The following is a 24516-nucleotide window of genomic DNA, read 5'->3' as shown; positions in this document are numbered from 1 at the left end:
GTCACCGTCGGCGGCGAGGAAGTAGCGATAGCCGTCGATGGGCTTGTTGTCGGTGTTGGTGTAGGTGAAGACGTCGGTCTCGTCGCCATCCTCGGCCACGGCGATCTCGTCGGTCCAGCCGGTGTGGATGGTCACGTCATGGACGGTGCGGTTGCCGTTGCCGTCGATGACGTAGCGCACGACCTGGTACTCGACTTCCTTGGCCTCCCAGATGGCGTACAGCGTCACGCCATGGCCTGGCATGATGAAGTTGCCACCCGGGGCGATGTAGTCGGGCACCTTGTCCGTGCTCGAGGTCAAGCCAACCCACGTGGCCGCCGCATCCACCGACGCCTTACCGGTGAGCAGCGCATTGCCGTTGGCCGTATCGCGCAGGGCGGCCATGTTGGTGGACCAGCCCTTGAACTCGTAGCCCTCGCGCACCAGATCGTCGGCACCCGGCAGGTACACCCTCACGCTATCGGAGACGCCCGGGTTGGTGAAGTGGTCGTAGGCCACCTGCGCACCCGTGGCCCAGGTGCCGGTCGTGTTCGTCCCGTCGCCCAGATCGAGCAGGATCTGCGAGGGCTTTGCGCTGTAGAACAGCGTGAGCTTCAGGTTGCCGTCAGCGGTGATGACGCCGGTGGGAGCCGACAGGATGGAGTAGCTGAAGGCAAACGGGCCGTAGAAGTCGGCAAAGCTCGAAGCAGCCGAGATGGAGGCGCCAGGAACCGGAATCGGCGTCATGCCAGCGCGGCCATCGATGTCATAGGTCACGGGCGTCGTGTACTGGGCCTCGTAGCCCTCGAATGCGTTCTTCCACGGCTCGAGACGACCCTCGTAGACGCTCGGGTTATAGCTGGTGCTGTTCGGATCGACGATGGTTACGGACTCTCCGGTCACGCCATGGGCCTTGAGAGACACGACGTCCTGGAGCAGGCCGTTGCCATCGACCTTGTAGTACTCAACCGTGTACTCGGTCGTGTTGTCGGCCTGCCACACGGCGTACAGGCTGATGGAGCGGCCAGCACCCACAGGAATGGTGTACGGATCGCACAGCGTGCCATTGCAGCGTGTGAAGTGGTTGCCGTTGATGAGGTCGTCGACGTACTTGACCGTATCGGCAGCAGCGACATCGGCAGCACGCACCGAGAGCGTACCCTCGGAGGTGCCGACGTTGACAGGCACGCCATCCACAAGAACCTCGCTGGTGTAATACCAGCCACGCAGCTTATAGCCGGGACGCTCGAGTAACGTGGTACCCGGCGGCGTAATCTCATCGTCAACGAAGTAGCGCGGACCAGTCGGTATGCCATAGTTCACGACATCACCCGTACCGCCGATGACGTAGTTGACGCGTACGTAATACGGTGCCCAGACGGCATGCAGCACGATATCGGTATTGCCCGCAGTCCAGAATCCCGTCCTATCGATGTACAGGCCGTTGCCCTGGAGATAAATCTCGATATCGTCAGCCTTGGTGCCCTTGGCGTCGGCTACGTCGGTACCATCGACGGTCTTGACGGTCGTCCAACCATCATGGTCATAACCCAGGCGCTCAACGTCAGAGTACGGATTGAGCTGGATACGCTGCTCGGTAAATGCCTCGATGTAGTAGCTGTCGCCAGTAATCACGGTGCCATCAGCCAGGGTCATCTTGCCGTAGCTGCCCAAATCGAAGTAGATCTTGATTGGGTCGGCCGTGTAGAACAGCGATAGCGTGAGGCTGCCATCGGCCTTGGCGCGGCCGCTGCGCACGTTATGATCCAGGGTCGTCCAGATGTTCGGGTTGTAGGTTACCGTACCAGCATCATCGAGGATGGTGTAACCGGTGAACTGGGCGTCCTCGTTAAACGGCTTCTTCATGGCCGTGTAGTTGTCGATCTTGACCTGGTCGCCCAAGCGGTCGATGGCATACACGACCTCGTCGGTGATGCAGTTGACCGTCTCGGTCACGGCAGCCTTGATGTCACCGTTGCCATCAACCCTCCAGTGGTCGACCGTGTAGGTGGCGTAGTCGTCAAGCGCGTAGTAGACGGCGTAGACGACCACCGGACCGGCGGGCATGACCACGTCGGCGTCACCCTTGGCCCAGTAGTAGTGGGCGGTGCCGTCGATGAGGTTCAGGTTCGGGTTCTTCTCCTTGTCGCCGAACATGTCCTTGCCGTAGCCGGTGATGGTGCGGACACCCGGATCGATGTGGTTGAACGGATCGGTCGCGTCCGTGCCGGCGATTTGCTCGGCGGCGGTGCGGTTATCGCTACCGTAGGTGGTCGAGCCGGTACGGTCGGTGGACCAGCCCAGCACCTCGTAGCCCGGGCGCTCGGGGATGAACTGCATGACATCGATGGTCTGCTCGGTGAAGTAGTAGTAGACCTTGTTCTCCTGCGGGCTCGTGACCCACTCGCCGTTGACCCACTTGCCGGCGGGGCCGGTGCGGTAGATCAAGGTGTGCAGCGAGGGGATATCCGGATCGGGGATATCGGGGTCGACCGGGTACGGGTCCGGATCGTCAGGTCCCGGAGGCGTGGGCGGATCGGGCCTGTTGGGATCGGGATCGGGCACCGGGCGCGGGTTGGGATCGTCCGGATCGTTGGGATCGGGCTCGTTGGGATCGTCCGGATCGGGGTTGTCCGGATCGGGGTCGGTCGGGTTGGGATCCGGGTTCGGGTTGGGATCCGGGTTGGGATCGGGATCGCCCGGCTCCACGACCTCGAACGGAGCGTAGTAGAGGTCGAGCACGAGGCTGCCGTCGGCGGCGATGCGGCCCATGTAGCTGGACGTGGTGCCCGCACCGGGAACGGCGATGACCATGCCGTTGGGCAGCGTGATCGTATCGGGAATGATGCGATGGTAGCTGTAGCCCGTGATGGGACGGTCGCCGTAGACGTAGGACAGCAGGTCGGTGTTGGTCACGGGCTGGCGCAGCACGCGCTCGACGTAGTTCTGGTCAGCGATGACGGTGGCATCGGTGTAGCCCTCGAACACCTCGGTGCCGTCGAGCACGATGTCGCCGTTGCCGGTGACCTTGTGGCGGTTCACCGTGAAGGTGGTGTTGAGGTCGGCAGACCACACGGCCCACAGGACCAGGTCGGTGGCCGGGGTCACGATCTTGAGGGCGTCATCGACGAAGAACTGGGCGGTGCCGTCGGTGAAGTCGGCGCCGGCCAGGCTCGGGTCATTGAAGTCATGGACGTAGCCGCGCATGATGGCCGCCATGTCGACGGAGTCCTTGCCAAAGAGGTTCGAGCCAGCCATCGAAGTCGACCAGCCCACGAGCTCGTAGCCGCTGCGGAACGGGTTGGCACGCGACACGTTGTGGCGATGCGTGCTCGGGTCGAACAGGTCGGCCGGCAGCGAGACGGTGGTGGTCTCGGTGCGGTAGGTGCGCTGCAGCGTGTACTCGTCCACGAAGGTCCAGTTGACATCCGGCTTGAAGGTGCCAAAGGTCTCGGCATTGACGGGCTCGTGCAGCTTGAGGGTCACGGTGTGCTCGTCGGCCTCGTAGTAGAGGTACAGCGTGAGCTGGCGGCTCTGGTCGCCGACGATCTTGCCATGGGCCTTGCTGTTCCAGGCGCCGTTATAGGGGAAGGCGCTCGGGGCGTCCTGCTCGCGGTAGGTGTAGCCGGGCACGTCGGTGTCGGCGAACTGGTACTCGATGGACAGGTCGCCAGCCGAGACGCCCGCGTTTGCGGCGCCGTGGTAGTTGCCGTCGGCAAAGGCCGTGTTGTCGGTGTAGCCCTGGTAGATGATCGGATCGGTGTCGATCTGGACGCGGTTGCCGTCACCGGTCACCTTGTAGCGGACGACCTTGTACTCGACGAGCTGCGCATCGTAGAAGACGAAGAGCTTGGTGGAGCCGTCGGGCATGACCACGGCCTGCTCGACCATGGAGTAGTCACCGGCCGCCAGGCGCGCGTCGCCGTCCCAGTGGTAGGTGCCACCCGGGAAGAAGTGCGCGTAGCCCATCCACAGCGATTGCGTCGCCGGGCTCGTGTAGTTGAGCGTCGTGAGCGCGTTGACGCTCGTGAAGGTTCCGTTGACCACGCCGTTGACGTCCACGTGGGTCTCGACGTCGGGCTGCGGATCGGTGCCGCGGTCGGCCACCGTGGCGGTGGTGCCGGCCTTCTTCTGGTACTTGTCGACGCAGGCGAGGTCCAGGGTGCCGTCATGATGCACCTTGAAGTGGTAGACCTCGTAGGCCACGGGCAGGGCCTCCCAGACGGCCGTGACGGTCACGTCGTTGCCGGGCATCACGAACAGCGGGCCGTTGCCACCGGTGCCCAGCGGATAGGTGTTGACGCCATCGGTCCAGCCGGTGAGCTCGAAGCCCGTGCGGGTAACCTGCGTGGCGCCGGGCAGCTTGGTGCTGTGGCCCGGGGCCAGGAGCTCGGAGCGCGAGGCGGTCGAGCCGTCATCGGCAAAGACGCCGCCGGCCGGGTCGATGGTGAGCGTGAAGTACTTCACCTCGTAGAAGAGGTAGAGCACCAGGCCGCCGTCGTCGATCTTGTTCGGGTTCTCGTGACCGATGATGCGACCGGTGTGGATCGTCATGAAGGTGACGGCGTCGACGGAGCCCTCGGGGAGCTTGTAGTTGAAGTTCGGGTTGTACTCGTAGCCGTCGATGTTGGTGACGTAGGCGTAGAGGAACGGCAGGGGCTCCGTGCCGTTGCCGGTGCCGGTCAGGGCCGGGTCGGCGTCGACGCGCACGTAGGAGCCAGCCGTGCCGTACTGCGTGATGGTGTCGCCGGCTTTGAGCGGCGTGAGCTTCTTGCCCTGGCTATCAACGGGCACGTACCAGTTCTGGACGAAGAAGGTCGTGCCGTTCTCGACGGCGCGGTACCAGACCTTGAGGACGAGCTTGCCGTTGGCGCTCTTCTCGGCGCTCACGTAGCCGACGCCCTCGGTGCCGGTACGGGTCGCGTCGTAGGTGTAGCCCCACACGTTCTTGATGTCGTAGTTGTACGGGTCACCGGCCAGCGACTCGCGCGTGCCGTCGTTCGGGTTGCGCACGGCATACGGATTGGCCGGCGTGGTCACGTCGTCACCATGGACGACCTTGTCGCCCGTGATGCCCTTGGCGTTCACGTCGTACTGCGGCAGGTGGTCCTCGGTGCCGTCGCCCTGGATGACCCAGACCTCGACGGTGTACTCGGTGTCGTTGTTGGCGCGCCATACGGCGTACAGGATCGTGTCATGGTTGGCCATGCGCCACTCGCTGCCGACCGGATGGAAGAAGTCGGCCGAGATGTAGGTGTCGTGCCAATCGCGGGCCAGGGTGCCGACGAGGTTGGAGACGGCCTCGCCGTCGGCGGCCGTCGGGGCCTCGTACCAGCCCACGAGCGTGTAGCCCGGACGCTGGGCGCTGGCGCCCACCGGCAGCGTCACCTTGCTACCGGTGCGGTAGTCGGCCTCGGGCTTGTCGATGAGCCACTCGGCATCCGGGTTGCCGTCCATGTCGAAGTCGACGTCGCCGATGTAGAAGTCGAGGTGCTGGATGGCCGCACCGTAGTAGAGGCGCAGGACTAGCGGAGCATCCGGGTCGGCCGAAATCGAGCCCTCGTAGATTTCGTAGACGCTCGGGTCGGCCGGGTAGCGGTAATCCTTGAAGAAGTCGTAGCCGGTGAAGATGTAGTTGTTGCCGTCGTCGGTGGCGATCGGGCGCACCCAGCTTGCGGCGTTGACGATATCGCCGGTCTTGCCGCTGGAAAGCTCGCGCAGCACGTAGTCCACGCCACCGGTGCCCTGGACGAGCGCACCGGAGCCATCGACCAGGTAGTGCTCGATGTAGAACTCGGTGCCGTCGTTTGCCAGGAAGACGTGGACGATCCTGGGACCGACGGGGTTGGCCGTGATCTTGTTCACGCCATCGACGGCGTTGAGGTTCTCGTAGGTGACGCCCTTGATGGTGACGCTCGTCGGGTCGGCCGGGTCGGTGCCCATCAGGTGGTAGCCCAGCGGCACGGTCTCGTCGTTGCCGTCGAAGCTGCCATGGGCGAAGTCGCCAGTGTAGCCCGTGCGGATGACGGTGTCGATCTTGACGGCGGCGATGTTGCTGCCGACGATCTGCCAACGCTCGACCTCGTACTCGATTTCCTTGGCGCGCCACACGGCGTAGAGGGTCGCGCCGATCTGCGGCACGGTGTAGCTCGCGCCCACCGGCACGAAGACGTTGTTGGCACCCGTGGTGTCGAGCTGGTGGTAACCCATGATCTCGTTGGCGATCTCGACCGAGCGCCTGCCCTCCTCGTTGGAGCCCAGATCGCTGATGTACCAGCCGACCAGCTCGTAGCCGGGCCTGATGGCGGCATCGGCCGTCGGCAGCGTGATGATGCTGTCAGCGAGCTTGTTGCCGGAGATGTCGCGGCCGGCGTTGAGCCAGTGCGCGTCGGTGACGCCGTCGGCCGGGTCGTTGTCGGCGGTGCCGAGCTCGAGCTGCAGGTGCACGGTCTGGGCCAGGTAGTAGAGCTTGAGCACGCGCTCGCCGCTGCCCAGGATCGTCGCATCGGCATCGGTCTGCACGTACTTGCCGTTGACCAGGCGATACGGGCCGTCGCTGCGCGGACGGAAGACGTAGCCGCGGAAGTCGTAGACCTTGCCCGTGGTCGGGTCGGTGTACAGCGCCTGCGAGTGCTCCTTGTCGGCCAGCACGATCATCGTGTCGGTGAGGCCCTCGAGATGCTCGACGTAGATCGGACCGTCGCCCTTGATGGTGCCGGCACCGGTGACGAGGTAATGCTCGAGCACGTAGTCGGTGTCGGTGTTGGAGGTGTAGTAGAGCTTGAGCACCGTGGAGCCGTCGCCCAGGACCTCGGCGGTCCACACGGCCACGCCCAGGGCGTCCGTGGCGTCGAAGGTGTAGCCGCGGAAGTCGTAGATCGTGCCGCCGTCGCTGAAGGTGGCGGTGGTGTCGACGATGGGGCTACCCCACAGCCTGGTGACCTCGGAAAGCGTCACGTTATCGCCCGTGGCGTACTGGTAGTTGGGATCGGTGTCGACGTAGGCCGGGTTGGCGGGCACGTTGCCGTCGATGACCTTGTAGTGCTCGATGGAGAAGTGCGAGTTCTGGGCAACCCACACGGCGTACAGCGTGACGTTGACGTCGCTCTCGGGCGTCGTGTACTCCCAGTCGGTGAGCTCGCCGCCGAACTCGCTGTCGGCGCGCAGCTGGTCGATCCTCGTGGCGAGGTCGTTGTAGAAGTCAATGGAGGCCTGGCCCTTGAGGGTGACGCCCTCGACGCCGATGTACCAGCCCTTGAGCAGGTAGCCGTCACGGCTGGCGATCGCGGTACTCGGCAGGAAGATGTCTTCCTTGGAGCGCACGACACGACCGGCGATATCGTTGGCGTCGATGTTGCGCAGGAACTCCGCGCCACCACCGTTGTAGTTGAGGTTCCAATGTGCGTCGCTGGCGCCGAGCTTGAGGCTCAGGTTGAGCGTGTACTCCTTGGGCATGTAGTAGAGCTTGATGACCGTGGAGCCGTCACCGTTGACCTTCTTGTACGCGTCGCTGCGGTAGGTCATGCCACCCAGGGAGATGGTGTCGGGCGTGTACGTGTAGCCCGGGATGACCATGTCAAAGGCATCGTGGGTGAGCGTGAGGATGGGCTGGCTGCCATCCGCGGCGTAGGTGAAGTAATCCAGGAAGGAGGTCGTGGTGCCCGGCTTGTACTCGGCATCGGCCTTGGCCCAGGTGCCGGCGATGCCCTCGCGGTCCGTGCGCTCGCCGTACTTGGTGGCCACACCGGAGCCGGAAACCGTCCAGTACTCGATGGTGTAGCTCACGGGTGTGGCGACGTAGTACAGGCGCAGCGTCGTGGAGCCGTCGCCCATGATCGTGTCGCTCAGAAGCTCGACGATGGCCGGATCGACCTTGCTGCCGTCGGCATAGACCAGGTCGCCGTACTGGTTGAAGCCCACGTAGTAGTTGTAGCCGATGAGGTCGGGGTAATCGGTGCCGCCGGTAAGCGGGAGCCCCGTGCCCGTGGCCTCGGTGGTGCCAATCTGCGTGGTGGTGTAGATGGGCGTGTCCTCGACGTTGATGACGTGCTTGATGGTGCCGTTGGCGTTGAGCACGACGCCGACGCGGTAGTGCTCGACGGTGTACTTGGTGTCGTTGCGCACCGCGTAGACCGCGTAGAGGTGCTGGTCGGGATCAAGCGTCATGGTGTACTTGGCGGTGTCGGTACCAGCCACGTACTCGGGCGTGGTGCCACCGGCCACGGTGGTCCAGCCGATGAGGTCATAGCCCTTGCGGTCCACGTCCTTGGCCGCCGGCACGTCGACCTTCTGGCCCGTGACGTAGTGGATCGTCGAGGTGTTGGTCGAGAACTTGTCGCTGCCGCCAGCCCAGCCGCCCGGCTCGGGATGGAAGGTCAGGGTGCGCTCGACGGGCTCGTAGAACAGGTAGAGCACGAGGCTGTTGTCGCCCTGGATGGTACCAGTGGCATGGGTGCCGTACATTGTGCCGTACTTGATGGTGGTCACCTTGGTGGCACCATCGATACCCAGGTAGCTGTAGATGAAGTCGTTGGTGTCGCCCGACACGCCGCTGTAACGCCAGGTCTTGGTTGCCTGGAACTGGTAACCGGGGATGTCCTTGACCAGATAGCTGAAGGAGTTACGGCCATCGGACTCGTCGCCGTGGATGTGGCCGTTGGCATCGGCCGGGCCCACGAGGTTACCGGAGGCGTCGATATAGGTGGGTGCACCGTTCTTGTTGACGTTGGCCACGAAGCCGGCGGTGCCCCAGACGCGCTCGGAGGGAACGGTGTTCTCGTCGAACTTGGTGGGCATGCCCGTAGTGCCCTCGGGGCTCCAGTACCAGTACTCGACGACGAAGTTGGAGCCGTACTGGTTGGGCGTGTAGTAGAGCTTGAGCTTGAGGTCGCCGCTACCCTTGACGATGCCGGTGTTGATGGCCTTGGCGTACTCGGGATAGAAGGTGTAGCCCGTGAACGTGGGCGCAGTGAGCAGGCCAGCTGGTGCCGGCGAGTTCTTGTCGAAGCCCACGAGGGAATCCGTCGGGGCCTTGAGCAGGGTGTCGCCCAGCTCGTCGGCAAACAGCCACAGCTTCTCGAGGTCCTTGCGACGCTTCTCGGTGCCATCGGCGGTCACGGTGTAGACCTCGACGGTGTAGGGCACCTCGATGGCGCGCCACACGGCGTAGAGGATGACGTCGACGTCGCTTGCCGGCGTGACGTAGGTCTTGGAGCCGGCGGCGGCGCTCGGATCGAAGATGCCCGCGGCGGCATCGGCGGCGCTCGTGGCCCAGCCGAGGAGCTCGTAGCCCTCGCGGGTCACGGCCGCGTTGCTCGGCAGCGTGATGACGTCCTCGGAGTGGACCTTGGCCATGTTGATGCCGTCGCGATTGAGGTCGTTGCTCGTCCAGTAGGCATTCGGCGTCATGAAATCATAGGTGAGCGCGTAGTCCTTGGCGCGGAACATGATGACGAGCTCGCTCGTGCCATCGCCCTTGATGCGGGTCGACACGATCGGCGAGAGATCCCACACGAGCTCGAAGCCCGGCATGTTGTCGGTGACGACGTAGTAGCTTGCCGTCGCGTCAAAACCGGCGTCGCCCGGACCGGGCAGCGTCGCCACGGCATGGGCCCAGGAGCCGGCGTTAGCCTTGACGGTGTCGGTGGAGGCGTCGTAGACGGTACCGTTGGAGAGCATCTTCTGGATGCGCACAGTGTACTCGACCTCGGTGGCGTTGAAGAACAGGATGAGCTTGGTGCCCGTGGCGTCGATCTGCGCGGAGTAGACGCTGCCAGCCGGGGCGGTCACGCCGCCGACGGTCGCCTGGCCCGGAGTGGGCGTGTAGCCGTTCTTCATGAACAGGAAGCCGGGAACGTTGATGACGAAGTCCTCGCCGAGCATGAGCTTCTCGTCGGCGTTGACGCCCCAGCTCTCGAACGGAGCCGTCGGGTCGGAGAAGTCCACGGTGTTGCCGGTGGTGCCGGCCACGCCAACGAGGTCGTAGGTGGTGTAGTGCTCGATGGAGTTGTCGCCGTTGACGACCCAGACCTCGACGTCGTAGGTAGTGGGCAGTGCGCTCCACACGGCGTAGAGGTTGATCACGGGGTCGTTGCTCGTGATGACGGTCCAGGGGTCGTCGGTGATGATCAGGCCGTTGTCGGCCATGCGTTGGGCCTCGTTGATGGAGGCGGTGCCCGTGGTGAGCAGGCCGTAGTTCTCGAGCGACCAGCCCTTGAACTCGTAGCCCGGACGCGAGACGCCGCCCTTGATGAGGCTGGTCTGCGTGCCGGTGGCAAGTGCCAGGTCATGGCTGTCGTCGGTGCCGCCGTCGCTCCACACCGTACCGGTGCCGGTGACGTAGTGCAGGGTGCGCGGCAGCGCCTTGTAGTAGACGCGCAGGGTCGTGGAGCCGTCGCCGGCGATGTGGTCGGCATGGATAACCGACTTCACGAGCACGTGGTTGCCCTCGTAGGTGACGTCCATGGTGTCCATGGTGAACTCGTAGCCCATGAGGCGCGCGTAGACGTCGGCGGCCAGCTTGGACTGGTCGGTCTCGGCATCGGCCGGGTCACCGGCGGTCTGCATGTCGAAGACGTCAGTGTGGACGCGGGTGAGGTTGTTCATGCCATCGACGGTCCAGTACTCGACCGAGTAGCTGGTGCCGTTGTGCTTCGGTTTGAAGTACACGGTGAGCTCGAGGCTGCCATCGCCCTTGACGATGCCGCGCATGTTATCGATGCGGCTGTTGTCCCACTCGTAGCCGGCGGGCACGATGACGGGAGCCTGGTGGCCCTTGACGGCCGTCGTCTCGGGCGTGGAGCCATCGAGCAGCATCCACTCGTCGCCGACCTTGACCATGAGCGACATCTCGGTGTCGGTGATACCGCCCCAATCGTCGTGGATGACGCCATCGGGCGTGGTGCCGTGGATGTAGTCATCGTAGTCGACGATGGTGCCGTCTTCGTAGACCAGCTTGCTGTGCACGGTGAACGAGGTGGTCTCGTTTGCCGTGTAGTACAGGCGCAGCACGGTGGTGCCATCGGGGTTGACCTTGGCGGTCTTGATGGTGCCACCCCAGGTGAGGTCAAGCGTGAAGCCGGGCCAGTCAGGCTCGTAGGAGCCATGGTTCCCGAAGTCGGGGTTGGCCACGGTGCCGTCGATGTCGCTCTCCGCCAGGATCTTGAGGCTCTCGATGATCCAGGGCTTGTTGACGCCGGTGACGAGGGTTCCGTCTTCCTTGGCGTTGACGATCTCGCCCTCGATGACGCGGTAGTGCTCGATGGTCACGTCGACCTTGGTGAAGCGGAAGACCGCGAAGTAGGTCTTGCCGTCCTGGTTGTAGTAGGTGCCGTCGGCGTCCTTGAACAGGTGCAGCGCCTCGGTCATGAGCTCGGTGTCCTCGGTCACGAGCGAGGGAACGATGCTGGTGCCATCGATGAGGATGTAGTTGCCGTCCTTGTCCTCCCAGTGGTCGAAGATGTAGCCGGGAGCCGTGGTGATGTCCGGGCCGCTCGGGGCACCGGAGACGGGCGGATAGATCTCGACTTCCTTGGAGAGCGTGCCACCCTTCCCGTCCTTGACGCCATAGTAGGTGGTCACGTCGGCGAGCTCGCGGTACACGGCGTACACGGTGTAGGCGCGGCCGACTTCCCATGCGTCCAGGCCGAGGTCGGCAATGGTGGGCGCGTAGGTGAAGGTGGCGCCGTCGGTGAGGCGCGTGCCGTCGGAGCGGAACCAGCCGTAGAACTCGAAGCCTGCGGGAGCGGGCTGTGCGGTGGAACCGGTGGTCAGGGCACCCGGGGCGACGAGCTCGTAGGTCGGGTCGGTCGCGCCGTAGGCGCCGTTGCCAAACTCGGTCGTGCCGTCGTTCAGGCGGTTCTGGACCTCGTAGACGATGCGCGCGTACTGGCTGGGATGCAGCGAGTAGTACAGGCGCACCACGTGCTCGCCCTCGGCGGTGGTGGTCAGGATGATGCGGCTCGTCTGGGCCGAAACCTCCGGGTCGTAGACCCAGTTGAGGGCGCCCTCGTGCAGGAACTTGTCGTCCATGAGCAGCTGCTCGCCGTCCTGCAGACCAAAGTCAACGGCCGTCTGGATGACGTTGCCGTCGGCATCGAGCACCTGGAACAGCGAACCCTCGAGGACCTTGCCCGTGTCGGAGAGCTGGGCCAGGTGGTAACGGCCGGAGTCGTCATGCTTGACCACGGCGACAAAGCCGTTGGTCGGACCGGCGTAGTAACCCGTGGCCTCCTCGACGAACTCGAAGGTCGTGCCGCTCTCCTCCTGGCGGTAGTGCTCCACCTTGAACTTGACGGCAGGCGCGCTCTTGACCACGGCGGTGTAGACGTGGCTCACGTAGGTGTCCTGGCCCTTGTAGCCGGAGTTGTTGTACGTGTCGTAGCGCGGCGGGAAGAAGATCTTGTCGTCCGGGCCGCCCACGATGTTGCCGAGGTCGTCCTCCCAGTGGTCCAGCTCGAAGCCGGGCAGCAGGATGAGCTCGGTGCCGCGCGGGTTACCGGTGGCAGGTGCCAGCTCCTCGCTGCTCCAGCGCAGCCAGCCCTTGTCGTAGTCGCTGATGCGGTAGTAGATCTTGACGTCCTCGTCCTCGGCGAAGATCGCGTAGTACTCGGAGTTCTCCCAGACGCCCGCGGCGCTCTGCGGTGCCACGAAGGAGGACTCGTAGGAGACGATGTTGTTGTTGTGGTCGACCCAGTACAGGAAGTGATAGCCGGTACGGGCCGTGGCCTTGATGATGAGCGGGTAATCGCTCACGACGGTCTGACCATCCTCCCAGTCCACGGCCTTGCCCGTGACGCTGAGGAGCTTCTGGCTCACCGTGTCGGAGCGCACCGGGGCGATCTGCTCGCCCTGGCCGTTCAGCACGAAGCCGGGCTTGAAGGGCTCCCAGTGCAGCGAGCCGCCGTCGCCGGAGATGTAGCCGGAGCCGGTGGTGTTGGTGGCCTCGGCATGGTAGGTGATGGTGACGACCTGCTCGGCCCAGTGGGCGAGCATCGTGACGCTATGACGCGGGGCGACCATGACGCCACCGTTGTAGGTGACCGGGTAGAGCACGCCGTCGAGCATCCAGCCGTCGAGCGTGTAACCGGTGCGGGTGGCGGACAGGCTGCTGGGCAGCGTGACCACGGTGTAGGGCACGGCCGTCTTGGGAGCGAGCAGCGAATTGCCGTACTCGTCGAGGACCGGCTCGCCCGCACCCGGGTCGAACTTGATGGTGACCTGCGCGTAGATCCAGGTCGCGGTGAGCGTGATGCCCTCGCCGTCTGCCGGCTCGGTCATGAGCGCCTTGGCGGCATCGGCGATGGTCAGGAAGAAGCGTCCATCGCTGCTCTGCCAGCCGTCGAAGATGTAGTTCTCGTCATTGCTCTTGGGCAGCTGGTGGTACGCCAGCTCGCCATTGAGCGAGATCTGGTACGGCGGAGTCCACAGGCCGTTCTTGGCGCTGAACTCGGGGAAGGTGTCGGGGGTATCGCCGGCGCGCAGGCCCTCGAAATGGGCGCCCTCGTCGGTGACGCTCCACACGCCATGCGTTCCGGGAGCGTAGGTGAGTGAGTAGGTACGCTCCCAGTTCGCATAGACCTTCACCGTGCCGTAGATGGGAAGGTCGGACAGATCGGCGACGGTGCCGTTGAAGGTCGTGCCGTCGTCGAGAGTCACCTCGAAGTCCCAGCCCTTGAACGCGTGCTTGTCGTAGGGCGTGGCCGTGATGGTATCGGTCACGGCGCCGCCGCCATAGGGCACCTTCTGCGCGATCTGGTCGGCATCGCCGGTGACCTCGCCGGAGTTGGCGTCGCCATTGTCGATGAAGACGTCGTAGGTCGCCACGCGCCACACGGCGTAGAGCTTGATCGTCGCGCCGTAGGCGATGGTGCCGTCGTCGAGGCGGCGGAACATCGACTTGTCGAGGATGAGCTCGGTACCCCAGGCGTCAAGTGCCGCGGCAACCGCGTCATCGTCGAAGTTGGCCGGGAAGGCGGTGCCGAAGAGCAGCGCCGCCGCGCCGGTGTTGAGGTCATGGTTGACCGGCTTGGTGGACCAGCCGAGGAACTCGAAGCCGTTGGCCGTGTAGCGGTTGGGGGCCAGCGCGACCTCGACGCCGAAGCTCATGCCCTGGACGTCCATCTCGCCGTCGTTCTTGAACTCGACGTCGCCGTAAGTGGGCTGCGTCGGGAAGTTGGGCTCGAAGTCGATGAAGTAGCCGGCCGTCGCCCACACCGCGTAGTAGATGCGGTCCTCGGTGACCACGATGTCGGAGAGGTCGACCTGACCGATCGTGAGCCACTGGCCGGTGGCGTAATCAAGGTACGTCCAACCGGCAAAGCTGTAGAGCTTGTTGTCGATGCTGCGCGGCTGGCCAAAGGTCATGCCGTTATAGGCGGGCGTGGGCGAATCGGGGGCGACGTGGGCAAACAGCGTCTTGCCCTCGATGCCGTCGATGTCGTGGCTGTGGTCATGGTCGCCGTAGAAGTCGCCGAAGATGCCGACGCCGATCTCTTCCCTACCCTCTTTGTACTGGATGGCAAAGCCGTCCTTCCAGATGGCGGTGAAGGTGATCTTGCCCTTGACCTCCCAGTTGGCAACCTCGTCGAGGGTGAGGTTGGTGTAGGTGTTGGTGGTCGAGACGCCATCGACGGTCACGACCTCCTCGGCGTTCCAGCCGGCCAGGTACTTCTTGTGCGCGGGCTGGATGGCGAGCTTGTCGTAGGCCACCACGTCGCCAATGTAGATGTCCTGCTCGTAGGCACCACCGATGACGCCCTCGTTGGGATCGGGCGTGGTGAAGACCACGTGCTGGGCCTCGGTGCGCCAGCGGGCCGTGAAGACGACGACGGCGGTGCCGTTGAGGTCGTCGGAGAAGTTCTTGTACCAGCCGGGCTCATGCGGACCGTCGACGTCCACGTACCAGCTCTGGCCACCGGTGACGTACCAATCGACGAACTCGTAACCCGGCGCGGTGAAGCGCTGCAGGGCGTCGAACATCTCGTCCCAGGCCACCTCGAACTCGAAGTAGGGCATCTTGTTGGCGTCGTACTTGAGGAACTCGTCAAAGGCGTAGTCGGCAATGACGTTGGCCGCGGGAACCTCGCCGGGCAGGATCTGCACGGTGTAGCTGATCGGGCGCCAGTTGGGCTCGAGGGTGATCTCGTAGTTGGGCATCTCGAAGGTCGAGCCGAAGTCCACGAAGACCGGCGTGCCGTTGTCGGTGTAGTACTTCCAACCGGCGAAGTTGTAACCCTCGCGATGCGCGTTGTGCGTATCGGTCTCGAGCAGGGCGGTGACCTGATCGCCGTAGATGTGCTTGATGCCGTTGAGGTTGTCGTCGATGTAGCCCAGGTAGTGCTCGCCGTAGAAGTCGTTCTGGTCGGTCAGCACGTAGTTGACCTTGTAGCCCGTCATGAGCCACACGGCGTACAGCGTGATGATGGACTGGCCCTTCGGGCAGATCGAGGTGATCTGCGCGCCATCGACGTAATCGCGGGCGGCACGAGCCGCGTCGCCATCGACGAAGTAGTCGTGCTTCTCCTTGGACCAGCCGAGGAAGGTGAAGCCCTTGCGCTGCAGGCGCTCGTTGTTTTCGGTCAGGTAGGTGGTCTCGTCATAGCCCACGTACTGGTCGGGAATGCTGCCGGACTCGGCGCCGTTGGAGTCGTAGCGGATCGTGTAGGTGTCGTAGGCGAACTTCGCGTACCAGATGGTGCCGTCGACCCAGGCCTCGTTGGCGGTCTTGGTGGGCACGAGGTTCTCGGAGGTCCACACGAGGCGACCGGAGGCGTCAACCCAGCCGATGAAGGCGTAGCTCTTGGACGGGGTGGCGATCGAGCCGGTGGGAACGCCCGTGGCCGAGTCGATGGTCTCCTCGTAGACGCTGACGGTACCGCCGACGCCCTGCCACACGCCGTAGTGCAGCGTGGCGTTCTTGGGGATCCACCAGGCGTAGACGTTCATGTCGGTGACGCGGTAATCGAAGTTCATGAGCGCGGCGAACTCGGCCACGGTCATGCCGTAGACTCCCCTGACGCCGTTAGGGGCGCTACCAGCCGGGACGCCGGTATTGTCCTCGGAATACCAGCCGTTGAAGGTGCGGCCGTCCCAGGTCGGGTCTTCCTCGGGAATGACGGAGGCCTCGTCCCAGTGCAGGCGCGCCGGCGAGATGTAGGTGCCGCCGTCGGTGATGTAGTGGATCTTGTAGACGAGCTCGGTCCAGACGGCGTACAGCGTGATGTCGTCGCCATCCAGCGTGATCTCCTGCTTGGTGCCGTCGTCGTTGACACCCAGGTAGGCGATGAGGGCAAGCTCGGCCTTCTCGGGGCTCAGGGCCCAACCCTCGAAGCGCCAGCCCGGACGGAACAGGTCGTCGCCGTTGGCCAGCTCGATGGTGTTGCCGGACTCGACGGAGAGGATGACGGGGGCACCGCTGCCGACGCGGTTCTCGCCGCCGTAGTTGGGATTGGCCCAGTTCTCGATGCCGAGCTCGTTGCCCTCGTCGTCAGTGCCGAGCTGGTAGGTGATCTTGATGTTGCGGGTCCACAGTGCGGTGAAGGTGACCGAGGACTCCTCGACCCTGAAACCGGGGAACGGGAAGGGATCACCGGGGTTGATGTCCTTGACCAGGTAGTCGAAGACCTGGCCGGTGGGCTTGCCGTCCTTGTCCAGGGCCGCGCGACGCCAGCCGGCAAAGACCCAGTCGCCGTCGCCCAGCGGATTGCCCGTGGCGATGGAGACCATGTCGGCGTCCAGCGCGATGCGGTAGGAGTCGGGAGTCGCCGTGACGGGCAGGTTGGAGAAGGTGGTCTTGCCCTGCTCGTAGGGAGTGAACAGACCGTGCTCGCCCGGCAGGTAGCTGACGACGATTGGCTTGGACCACACGGCCGTGAAGGTCGTGGGGCCAAGGATGACGAGATCGGACGGGTCGGTGATGTGGCCGGTGAGCGCCTTGGCACCCTCGACGCGCATCTCGTAATCCCAGCCGAGCAGGACGTAGCCGGGCAGGCCCTCGACGCTCAGGTTCTTCATGGAGGGCTTGGAGCCCGTGAGCACCTGCTGCGGGTTGGCCACGCCGCTGATGACGCCGCTATCGCCGTTCTCGAAGACGACGGTGTTGAGCTTGGGCGTCCACTCGGCAAAGAGCATCGCCACGGCGCCGTCGGTCGGCACGAGGTCCTTGACGGCCTCCATGTTGTTGAAGTAGAAGGTCTCGCCCTCGTAGGTGTAGCGCCAACGCAGGAAGTCGTAGCCGCCGCGCTCGAAGGTGTTGGCGGGCAGGGACACGCTCTTGCCCATCGGGGCCTTCACGTCGTCCATGACGCCCGTGGCATCCACGAAGTCGGGGGCGAAGCGGATGGTGTAGGTGTTGGGTGCCCAGTGGACGTAGAGCGTGGTCTCGCCGCCGGCCATCCAGTACAGGGAGCCGGGCGTGTAGGCCAGCTCGCCATCCGGCGTGCGTGCCCAGCCGTCCATGACGTAGCCCTGGCGCGTGAAGGTGCGGGCGTCGGGCAGGCGCGTGGAGGTGCCGGCCTTGATCATATAGGAGATGTTGCCGTTCTCGTCGAACTCCTGGCCCAGGGTCGTGTTGGGCGTGCCATGGTTGGCGTTGAGGGTGAGCTTGAAGTCCTTGCCGACCCACATCGCGTACAGGCGCACCATGGCGTTGTCGAGGTTGGAGAGGTTACGGACCTCGCCCTCGTCATCGATCATCATGCCCGAACCGTCGGCGCGGGTGTTCCAACCGATGAAGTCATAGCCCATGCGGGCGATCTGGCCGTTGTTGGCGGGAAGCTTCTTGGTCTCGCCGAACTGGGCGCTGATCGCGTCCATGACGCCGATGCCGCCGTTGGTGTTGAAGGTGATCGTGTAGGTGATGGGCGCGAAGACCGCGTAGTAGACGGCATGCAGCTCGTCACCCCACAGCTCGCCATGCTTCTTGGTGGGGATGAAGGCCAGCGGGTCGGTGGAGACCTGGCTGCCGTCGACGCTCTGCCAACGCAGGAACTTGTAGCCGGGGTTGGCGTAGGCCGAAGCACCCTTGGGGATGTCGAAGTCGGCGCCCACGGAGTTGACCATCGGCGTCGTCATGCCGCCCGTGGTCTCGACGAACTCGCCGGTCGCCGGGTCGATGATGACCGGCTTGTAGCTGATCATGACCTCGACCTGGAGCCACTTGGCGTAGAGGTAGGCACCCGTGGCCAGGGCCTCGGTGGCGTCCTTGCCGTTTGCCTTGGCGATGACGCTGAACGGGATGTCGTTATCGACCTTGGCCAGGCCCTCCTGGATGGTGGTGTCGGGGCTGGAGTACCAGCCGGCAAAGGTGTAGCCGGGACGCGTCGGGTCGGCGACGTTGACGAGGTTCTTGCCATCCCAGGCCACGCCCGTGAGGTCGGCAACGGAGCTGCCGCCCTGGCTGTCGTAGTGCAGCGTGTAGGAGAGCTTGGACCAGATGGCCCAGATGTTCATGCCGCCGGGGCTGCCGACGACGGTGACCTTGTCGCCAGGCTGCAAGGTGGCGTCGCCGTTCTCCTCCATGGACCAGCCCTCGAAGACGTAGCCATCGCGGAAGACCGCGTTGGCCGCGGGCAGCACGACGGTGTCGCCCACGTAGAGCGTCTTGTTGGCCATCTCGGTCTCATGACCCGGGGCGATGGAGCCCTTGTTGGGCTGGAAGCGCACGATGGTCTCGGTCGGGGTCCACTGGGCCACGAAGGTGGTGCGGAAGGTGACCTTGGTGGGCTTCTCGGCGCGGTTGTAGACCAGGCCGTCGATGGTGATGGGCGCGTCGGAGTAGTCCTGCCACCCGAGGCCGTCGCCATCCACCCAGGCCCAGCCGAGGAAGATCCAGCCCATCTCGCCCTTGGGCTTGCCGACGTTGACGTAGTTGGACGTCGCGGTGTCGAAGAAGTCGGGGCTCTGGCTCGTGCCGGCGCTGCCGGTGTTGGCGAACAACGGCATGTCGGAGTTGATGGTGAGACCGGTGAAGAAGGTCTGGTCCTTGGTCTCGATGTAGCCGCCATGGCTACCCGGGTCGTAGCGCACCGTGAAGGCGTCCTTGTCGAAGTGCGCGGTGAAGATCGTGCGGCCGGTGATGGCGATCTTGGTGATGTCCTGGGTGATGCCGACCTCGGGGCCCGTGACCTCGTGGTAGGTGATGTAGGACCAGTAGGCCAGCTCGTAGGAGCCCTTGGCATCCGGGTTCTTGGTCCAGGTCGGGTTGGCCGGCGCGAAGCCGTTGATGGGCACCATGACCGGGTCGGCGTCATGCAGCGTCACGTTGTCGACGTCGATGCCGTCGACCTCGAAGCTCACCTCGTACTCGGTGATGACGTTCCAGAGGGCGTAGACGACGATGCGCTGACCCTCCTTGCCGGCGGTGGTCAGGTAGTAGTGCATCTTGCCGTGGCTATCGGCCTCGATGCAGTCCGTCCACAGCGGCTCGCCGTTGATGCGCGTGGCCCAGCCGGCAAAGGTGTAGCCGTTGCGCTGGAAGGCGTTGTCGCGCAGCTGCTGCTTGACGCCGTAGGTGAAGACCTGGCTCTCCATGGATCCGACGGCCGTGTCGGCACCGCGGAAGAACACGACGGTGTAGTTGGTGGCCTTCCAGACCGGGGTCAGGGTGACCACGGCGTCCTGGACGGTGGAGAGATCGAAGTCGAGCAGGGCGCCATCGGCAAAGGTGTAGGTCTTGTTGCCCACGACCGTCTTCCAGCCGTCGAAGATGTAGCCCTCGCGCTGCAGCGTGGGATCGACGGTGTCGGCCGTGAGCGAGGTGAGGCGCAGCTTGATGCCGGTGGTCTTGGTCTGGTCGGCGGGCACCGTGCCAACGGAGCCGTCGTTGGGCATCTCGTAGTGGATGGTGTAGGTGGCGGCCTTGAAGGCGGCGGTGAAGCTCGCGTTTGCGGGCCACAGCGTGCCGGTGGGCAGCACCATGGACAGGCTGCAGCTGCCATCGGAGTTCATGGTGATGGTGACGCCGTTACCCGCGACAATCGGGTCGCCGGTGACGGTGTCGCGCCACTCGAGGAAGGCGTAGCCGGGCTTCGGGCGGGCGATGACGGTGGTGATCGTCGGGGACACGCGGTCGAAGGTGAGCGTGAGGCTCGGCTGGTTGTTGGTGGACTCGGGCGTCGAGACGGTGCCGCCAGTCTGGGCGATGTAGGTGAAGGTGGAGGTCTGGGCCTGCCACTGGGCGGTCAGCGTGATGACGTCGTTGGCGCTCGTGAGGTCCTTGTAGGCGGTACCGGCCTTGAGCACGCGCGGAACCTGCTCGTCGGTGAGCCAGCCCACGAAGATGTAGCCCGGCAGCGTGAAGTCGGTGCCGGCGGGAGCCTCGAACGCCGTGCCGAAGGCGGCATGCTCGTCGGGGCGGGCGCCCACGGCGACCTCGCCGTGCTTGCCCTGGCCACCGGCAAAGACGATCTCGTACTCATTGGGCTCGAAGTGCGCCGTGAAGGTGGCGTCGACCCACAGGCCGTCGCCCAGCGCGTTGAAGGCGATGCGGGTGATCTCGTCGATGGGAAGCAGCGAGTCGTCCCAGCGCCAGGTCGGGTCGAAGTCCACGGTCCAGTGCGAGAAGTGGTAGTGGCCGTCGCTGATGGGGTTGGTCTGGACGAAGTTGTGCTTGGTGGTGTCGTTACCGGGCACCGTCTGGGTGATCGACGGGCTCGTACCCACGCCGCCCAGGCCGTTGTAGCCGTTGCCGTCGGTGTCGAAGACGAGGTCGACGTTACCCACGACCCACTCGGCGTGCAACGTCGTGACCACCGAGGTGTCGGCGGAAGCGGCGATGGTGCGGAACATGGTCTCGGCGGTGATCAGGTAGTTGCCCTGGTCGTCGAGGATGATCTTCTCCTCCACGCCGTTGACCAGGCGAGTGGCGTACCAGCCAGCCAGGCGGTAGCCATGCTTGGTCATCTGGTCGGCGTCCGTCGGCATGAGGTTCTTGTCCTCGTAGCCCACCTCGCGCGGAGCCGGCGTGTAGGAGCCGCCCGCGGGGTCGTAGATGAGGTTGTAGCCGGTGAGCGGCGTCCAGCAGGCGTAGAAGACAATCTCGGTGTTGCCGGGAGCGCCGGCGTTGGCGTCAAAGAGGCGCAGCGTGTCGCCAAAGGCGACCTTGTGCTCGGTGGTGATGACCTGCGGCTCCTCGCCTTCCTCGCCCTCGATGGTCTGGCGCGTGTAGTACACCCAGCCGGACAGCTCGTAGCCCGGGCGCACGAACGGAGCCTGGATGGTGACACCCTCCTCGACGGCGTTCTCGGCCGTGCCGTCCCAGATGAGACGGTCGCTGCCAATGAGGTCGGCACCGGCGCTGTGGGCACGGCCGGTCGAGATGGCCGCATCCGGGCCGAGCGGGTAGTTGCCCTCGCCCGTGTCGAGCACGTAGGTCATGGTCACGTAGGCATCGCGGTACCACTGCGCCCAGAAGGTGATGGACTCGGCGTACTCGGCGAGGTACTCGCTGCCGAGCTGCCACTCGTCGCCCGTGCCGTCGGCCTTGGTGTTCCAGTACATAAGGTTGTAGCCGGCACGATGCCAGGTCGGATCGCTGTCACGGGTGGGCAGCGTGTAGGTCAGGCCGCGCTCGAGGAAGATGGTCTCGAGGTCGCCGGTGACCGAGTTGTCGCCAACGTTCTTCTCGAAGTAGAGCAGCGTGCCGTTCTTCCACTCCCAGGTGACCAGGCCATGGTCGTTGCCGCCGGCCGGGTAGTAGGCCTGGATCTCGGTGTTGTTGAGGAACTGGCCCACGTAGGCCGGGTTCTTGTCGGTCGGGACGGTCTCGACCGACATCGCGATCCAGCGGCCGGCACCATGGTCGGGCAGGGTCGAGAGCACGCGCAGCGAGGAGTCGTCGTTGACGGTGAGCTCCTTGAGGCGCACGGTGTCGGTGAGCGCGTTGTCGATCTTGGCGTCATCGGCAAAGTCCCAACCGCAGAAGTTCACGGCCGCAAGCCAATCCTGACCGCGCATGACGTTGGTGAAGTCCTTGACCAGGGCGGTGTTGAAGCCGCTGCCGTCAAAGGTGACGTTGTTCTCGTAGAGGCCGTCCTTGTTATAGAACCACTCGTTCAGGGTGGTGGGCGTGATCTTGCCCTTGTCACCGGCAAACGAGTAGATGTGCTCGATGATGCCGCCCTTGAGGAACTTGTACCAGGGCACCTGGTCAAAACCGCTCACGGTGACGTTGAGGGCAGCGTCCAGGTAGCCATCATCGACGCCGATGACGAGCGAGTTGGGATTCACCTTGGGCTTGTGCACGCCCTCGGGGCTGAAGCCGTCCTCGGTGTAGTACCACCAGACGCGGTCGTTGCTGCCGATGCGGCTACCCAACGCCCCGTCGTTCCACTGGTAGATGCGGTAGCCGTGGGTGTTGTGCTCGTTGGAGTAGCGGTTGATGAGGTCCTGCGTGGTGCCCCACCACTTGCCGTCGAAGAGGAGGGCGTCCGGATCGCAGGTCTCCCAACGGCCCATGGCGTCGTAGTGGGCGTCAAGCGCCGACTCGGTGAGCAGGCACTTGTTGCCGAGCCTGATCTCGCTGAGCTTCGGGTTGGTCTTGAGCATGCGGTCGGTCTTGGCGTCGAGCTTCATCTCCCAGTTGGAGAAGTCAACGCTCTCGAGCTTGGGACAATCGCGGAAGAGATGCTCGAAGCTGTTGACGCGCGAGACGTCCAGACCCGTGCCATCAAAGGTCGTGAGGTTGGGGAACGGGTCGTACGGGCGCTCGATGCCCCAGGAAGTGGCATACCACTGACCAGTGATACCGCCGCCCTGCGATTGCGGCCTGTAGCTGCCGGTGAAGTAGCCGCCGCCGCTCCAGAAGCGAGCCCAGCCACCGTAGCCACGAGGGTCATTGATCCACTGGAGTCGATTGCCTCCGCCCGCACGGTCGAGGATGAGGCCGGGGTTATTGACGGGACTGATGGTGACGCCGTTCCAGGTGCCGCGATCGCCGCTGTAGTAGTTGCGGATGTACACGTAACCGCCGACACGGCCGACGTCGGTGATGCTGTTGCCCGTGGAGCTGCCGTAGCGCATCTCGTAGTAGTGGCCATAGGTCGGGTCGGTACCCATGTACTTGATGTACCAGCCCTGGTTGCGGCTGCCCAAGCCACCATACCAATATTCCCAATAGCCACCACCGTAGCTATGGCCCGACTCAAAGGCATAGTACAGATAGCCGTTGTACTGGGGATTCTCGGCATGGATGAGGTACACGCCCTCTTCGAGGGGCTGCGTGTAGGCATAGCGCGAGTTGTTGAACCAGTCGTACATGTAGTCGGGCGACAGCAGGCCGTAGGTCTTGATGTCGGTGACCTTCTCGGTGTAGGGACCCCACGGGCGCCAGCGCATGCCGCTGATCTCCTTGTTCTCGGCCTCGGGGCGCACGCCGATGTACATCTCGTTGGCGTGCAGCGTCGTGTTGCCCACAACGGTGTCCTCGAGCACCACGGCCCAGGCAGCGTCCTGGTTGTCATGCAGCATGTTGCCGGAGCCCTTGACGAAGTAGTACACCACGTGCTCGTTGAAGCGGATGGAGCCAGTCTTGGCGTTGCTCGCCTCTTCGATGGTGGCGCTCGGATAGTTCTTGCGCAGGCGCTCGGAGGTGAGGAACCACAAGGTGTCGTCCGGCGTGTGGTTGTCGGTGAAGTTGCCCGTGGCCCACATGCCGTCCTTGCGGTTCAGGCCACTGCCGTCGAGTTTGACGGTGTAACGCGTCGAGAGCTCGCGGATGGAGGAGGCGCCGGTGAACATGTCGGTGACGCTCGGATCGAGCGTGGTGAGCGTAGCGTCGCTTGCCTGCGCAAAGCGCGGGCCGGTGACCATGACCCAGTTGGAGATGTCGACGGTCTCGAGCTTGTCGTCGCCCTTGAACAGACGCTCGAAGCTGCCCGTGTCATCGACGCGCAGACCCGTGCCGTCAAAGGTGATGAGGCTCTTGTAGTTATCGAACCAGCCCTCGAGGGACTTGGGCGCGATGCGACCGCCGTTTTCGTTGTAGGTCACGACGTTCTCGACGCGGTTGGAGGCCTCGGTGTCGATGGAACCCTTCCAGGGCAGGTCATCGCCAAACTCCTCGACCACGCAATTGCCCAGCGGGTCGTAGACGCCCATGACCAGCGTGTAGGTCTTGTTGTCGTAGCGCCACCAGACGTTCTCGTTCTTGAACGCGGAGTTGTACACCCAGTAGTACACGTGGGTGCCGGGAATGTCGGTGAGCCCGGCGCGGTAGTGGTTGGCAAGCTCGGTTGTCAGGTACTTGTTGACGCCCGGTGCGTCCACATCGTCGGTGTCCTGGTACCAGAAGCCGCGACGCGTCGGGCCCACGGCCACGATGTCGGTCATGCCGCTGCCCTCGAGCACGGAGCTCTCGCCCAGGCCCAGCACGCGCAGGTGCTCGGTGCCCAGGAACATGTTGGTGAGCTTCGGCACGACCCAGGTGTACTCGGTCCTCGTGGAGCCGTCGGGCTGCAGGGTCGTGACCTTGGCATGGTTGTAGCGCATGGCCCAGCTCTCCATGTGGATCTCGATGACCTGCGGAGATTCCTGGAACAT

At 64.3% G+C, this 24516-nt stretch carries 1 protein-coding gene (cut by both window edges); it reads right to left on the bottom strand.

Every position in this 24516-nt window falls within one protein-coding gene, locus DBY20_01155, for a hypothetical protein, read on the bottom strand. The gene is 43104 nt long; 2760 of those nucleotides lie to the left of the window and 15828 to its right, leaving coding positions 15829-40344 in view (codon 5277, complete, through codon 13448, complete); the first complete codon in reading order (the gene reads right to left) occupies positions 24514 to 24516. Both codon boundaries (start and stop) fall beyond the window edges.

Source organism: Coriobacteriia bacterium (assembly GCA_003149935.1).
Lineage (GTDB): Bacteria > Actinomycetota > Coriobacteriia > Coriobacteriales > QAMH01 > QAMH01.
This window is presented reverse-complemented; position numbering and strand designations above follow the sequence as displayed.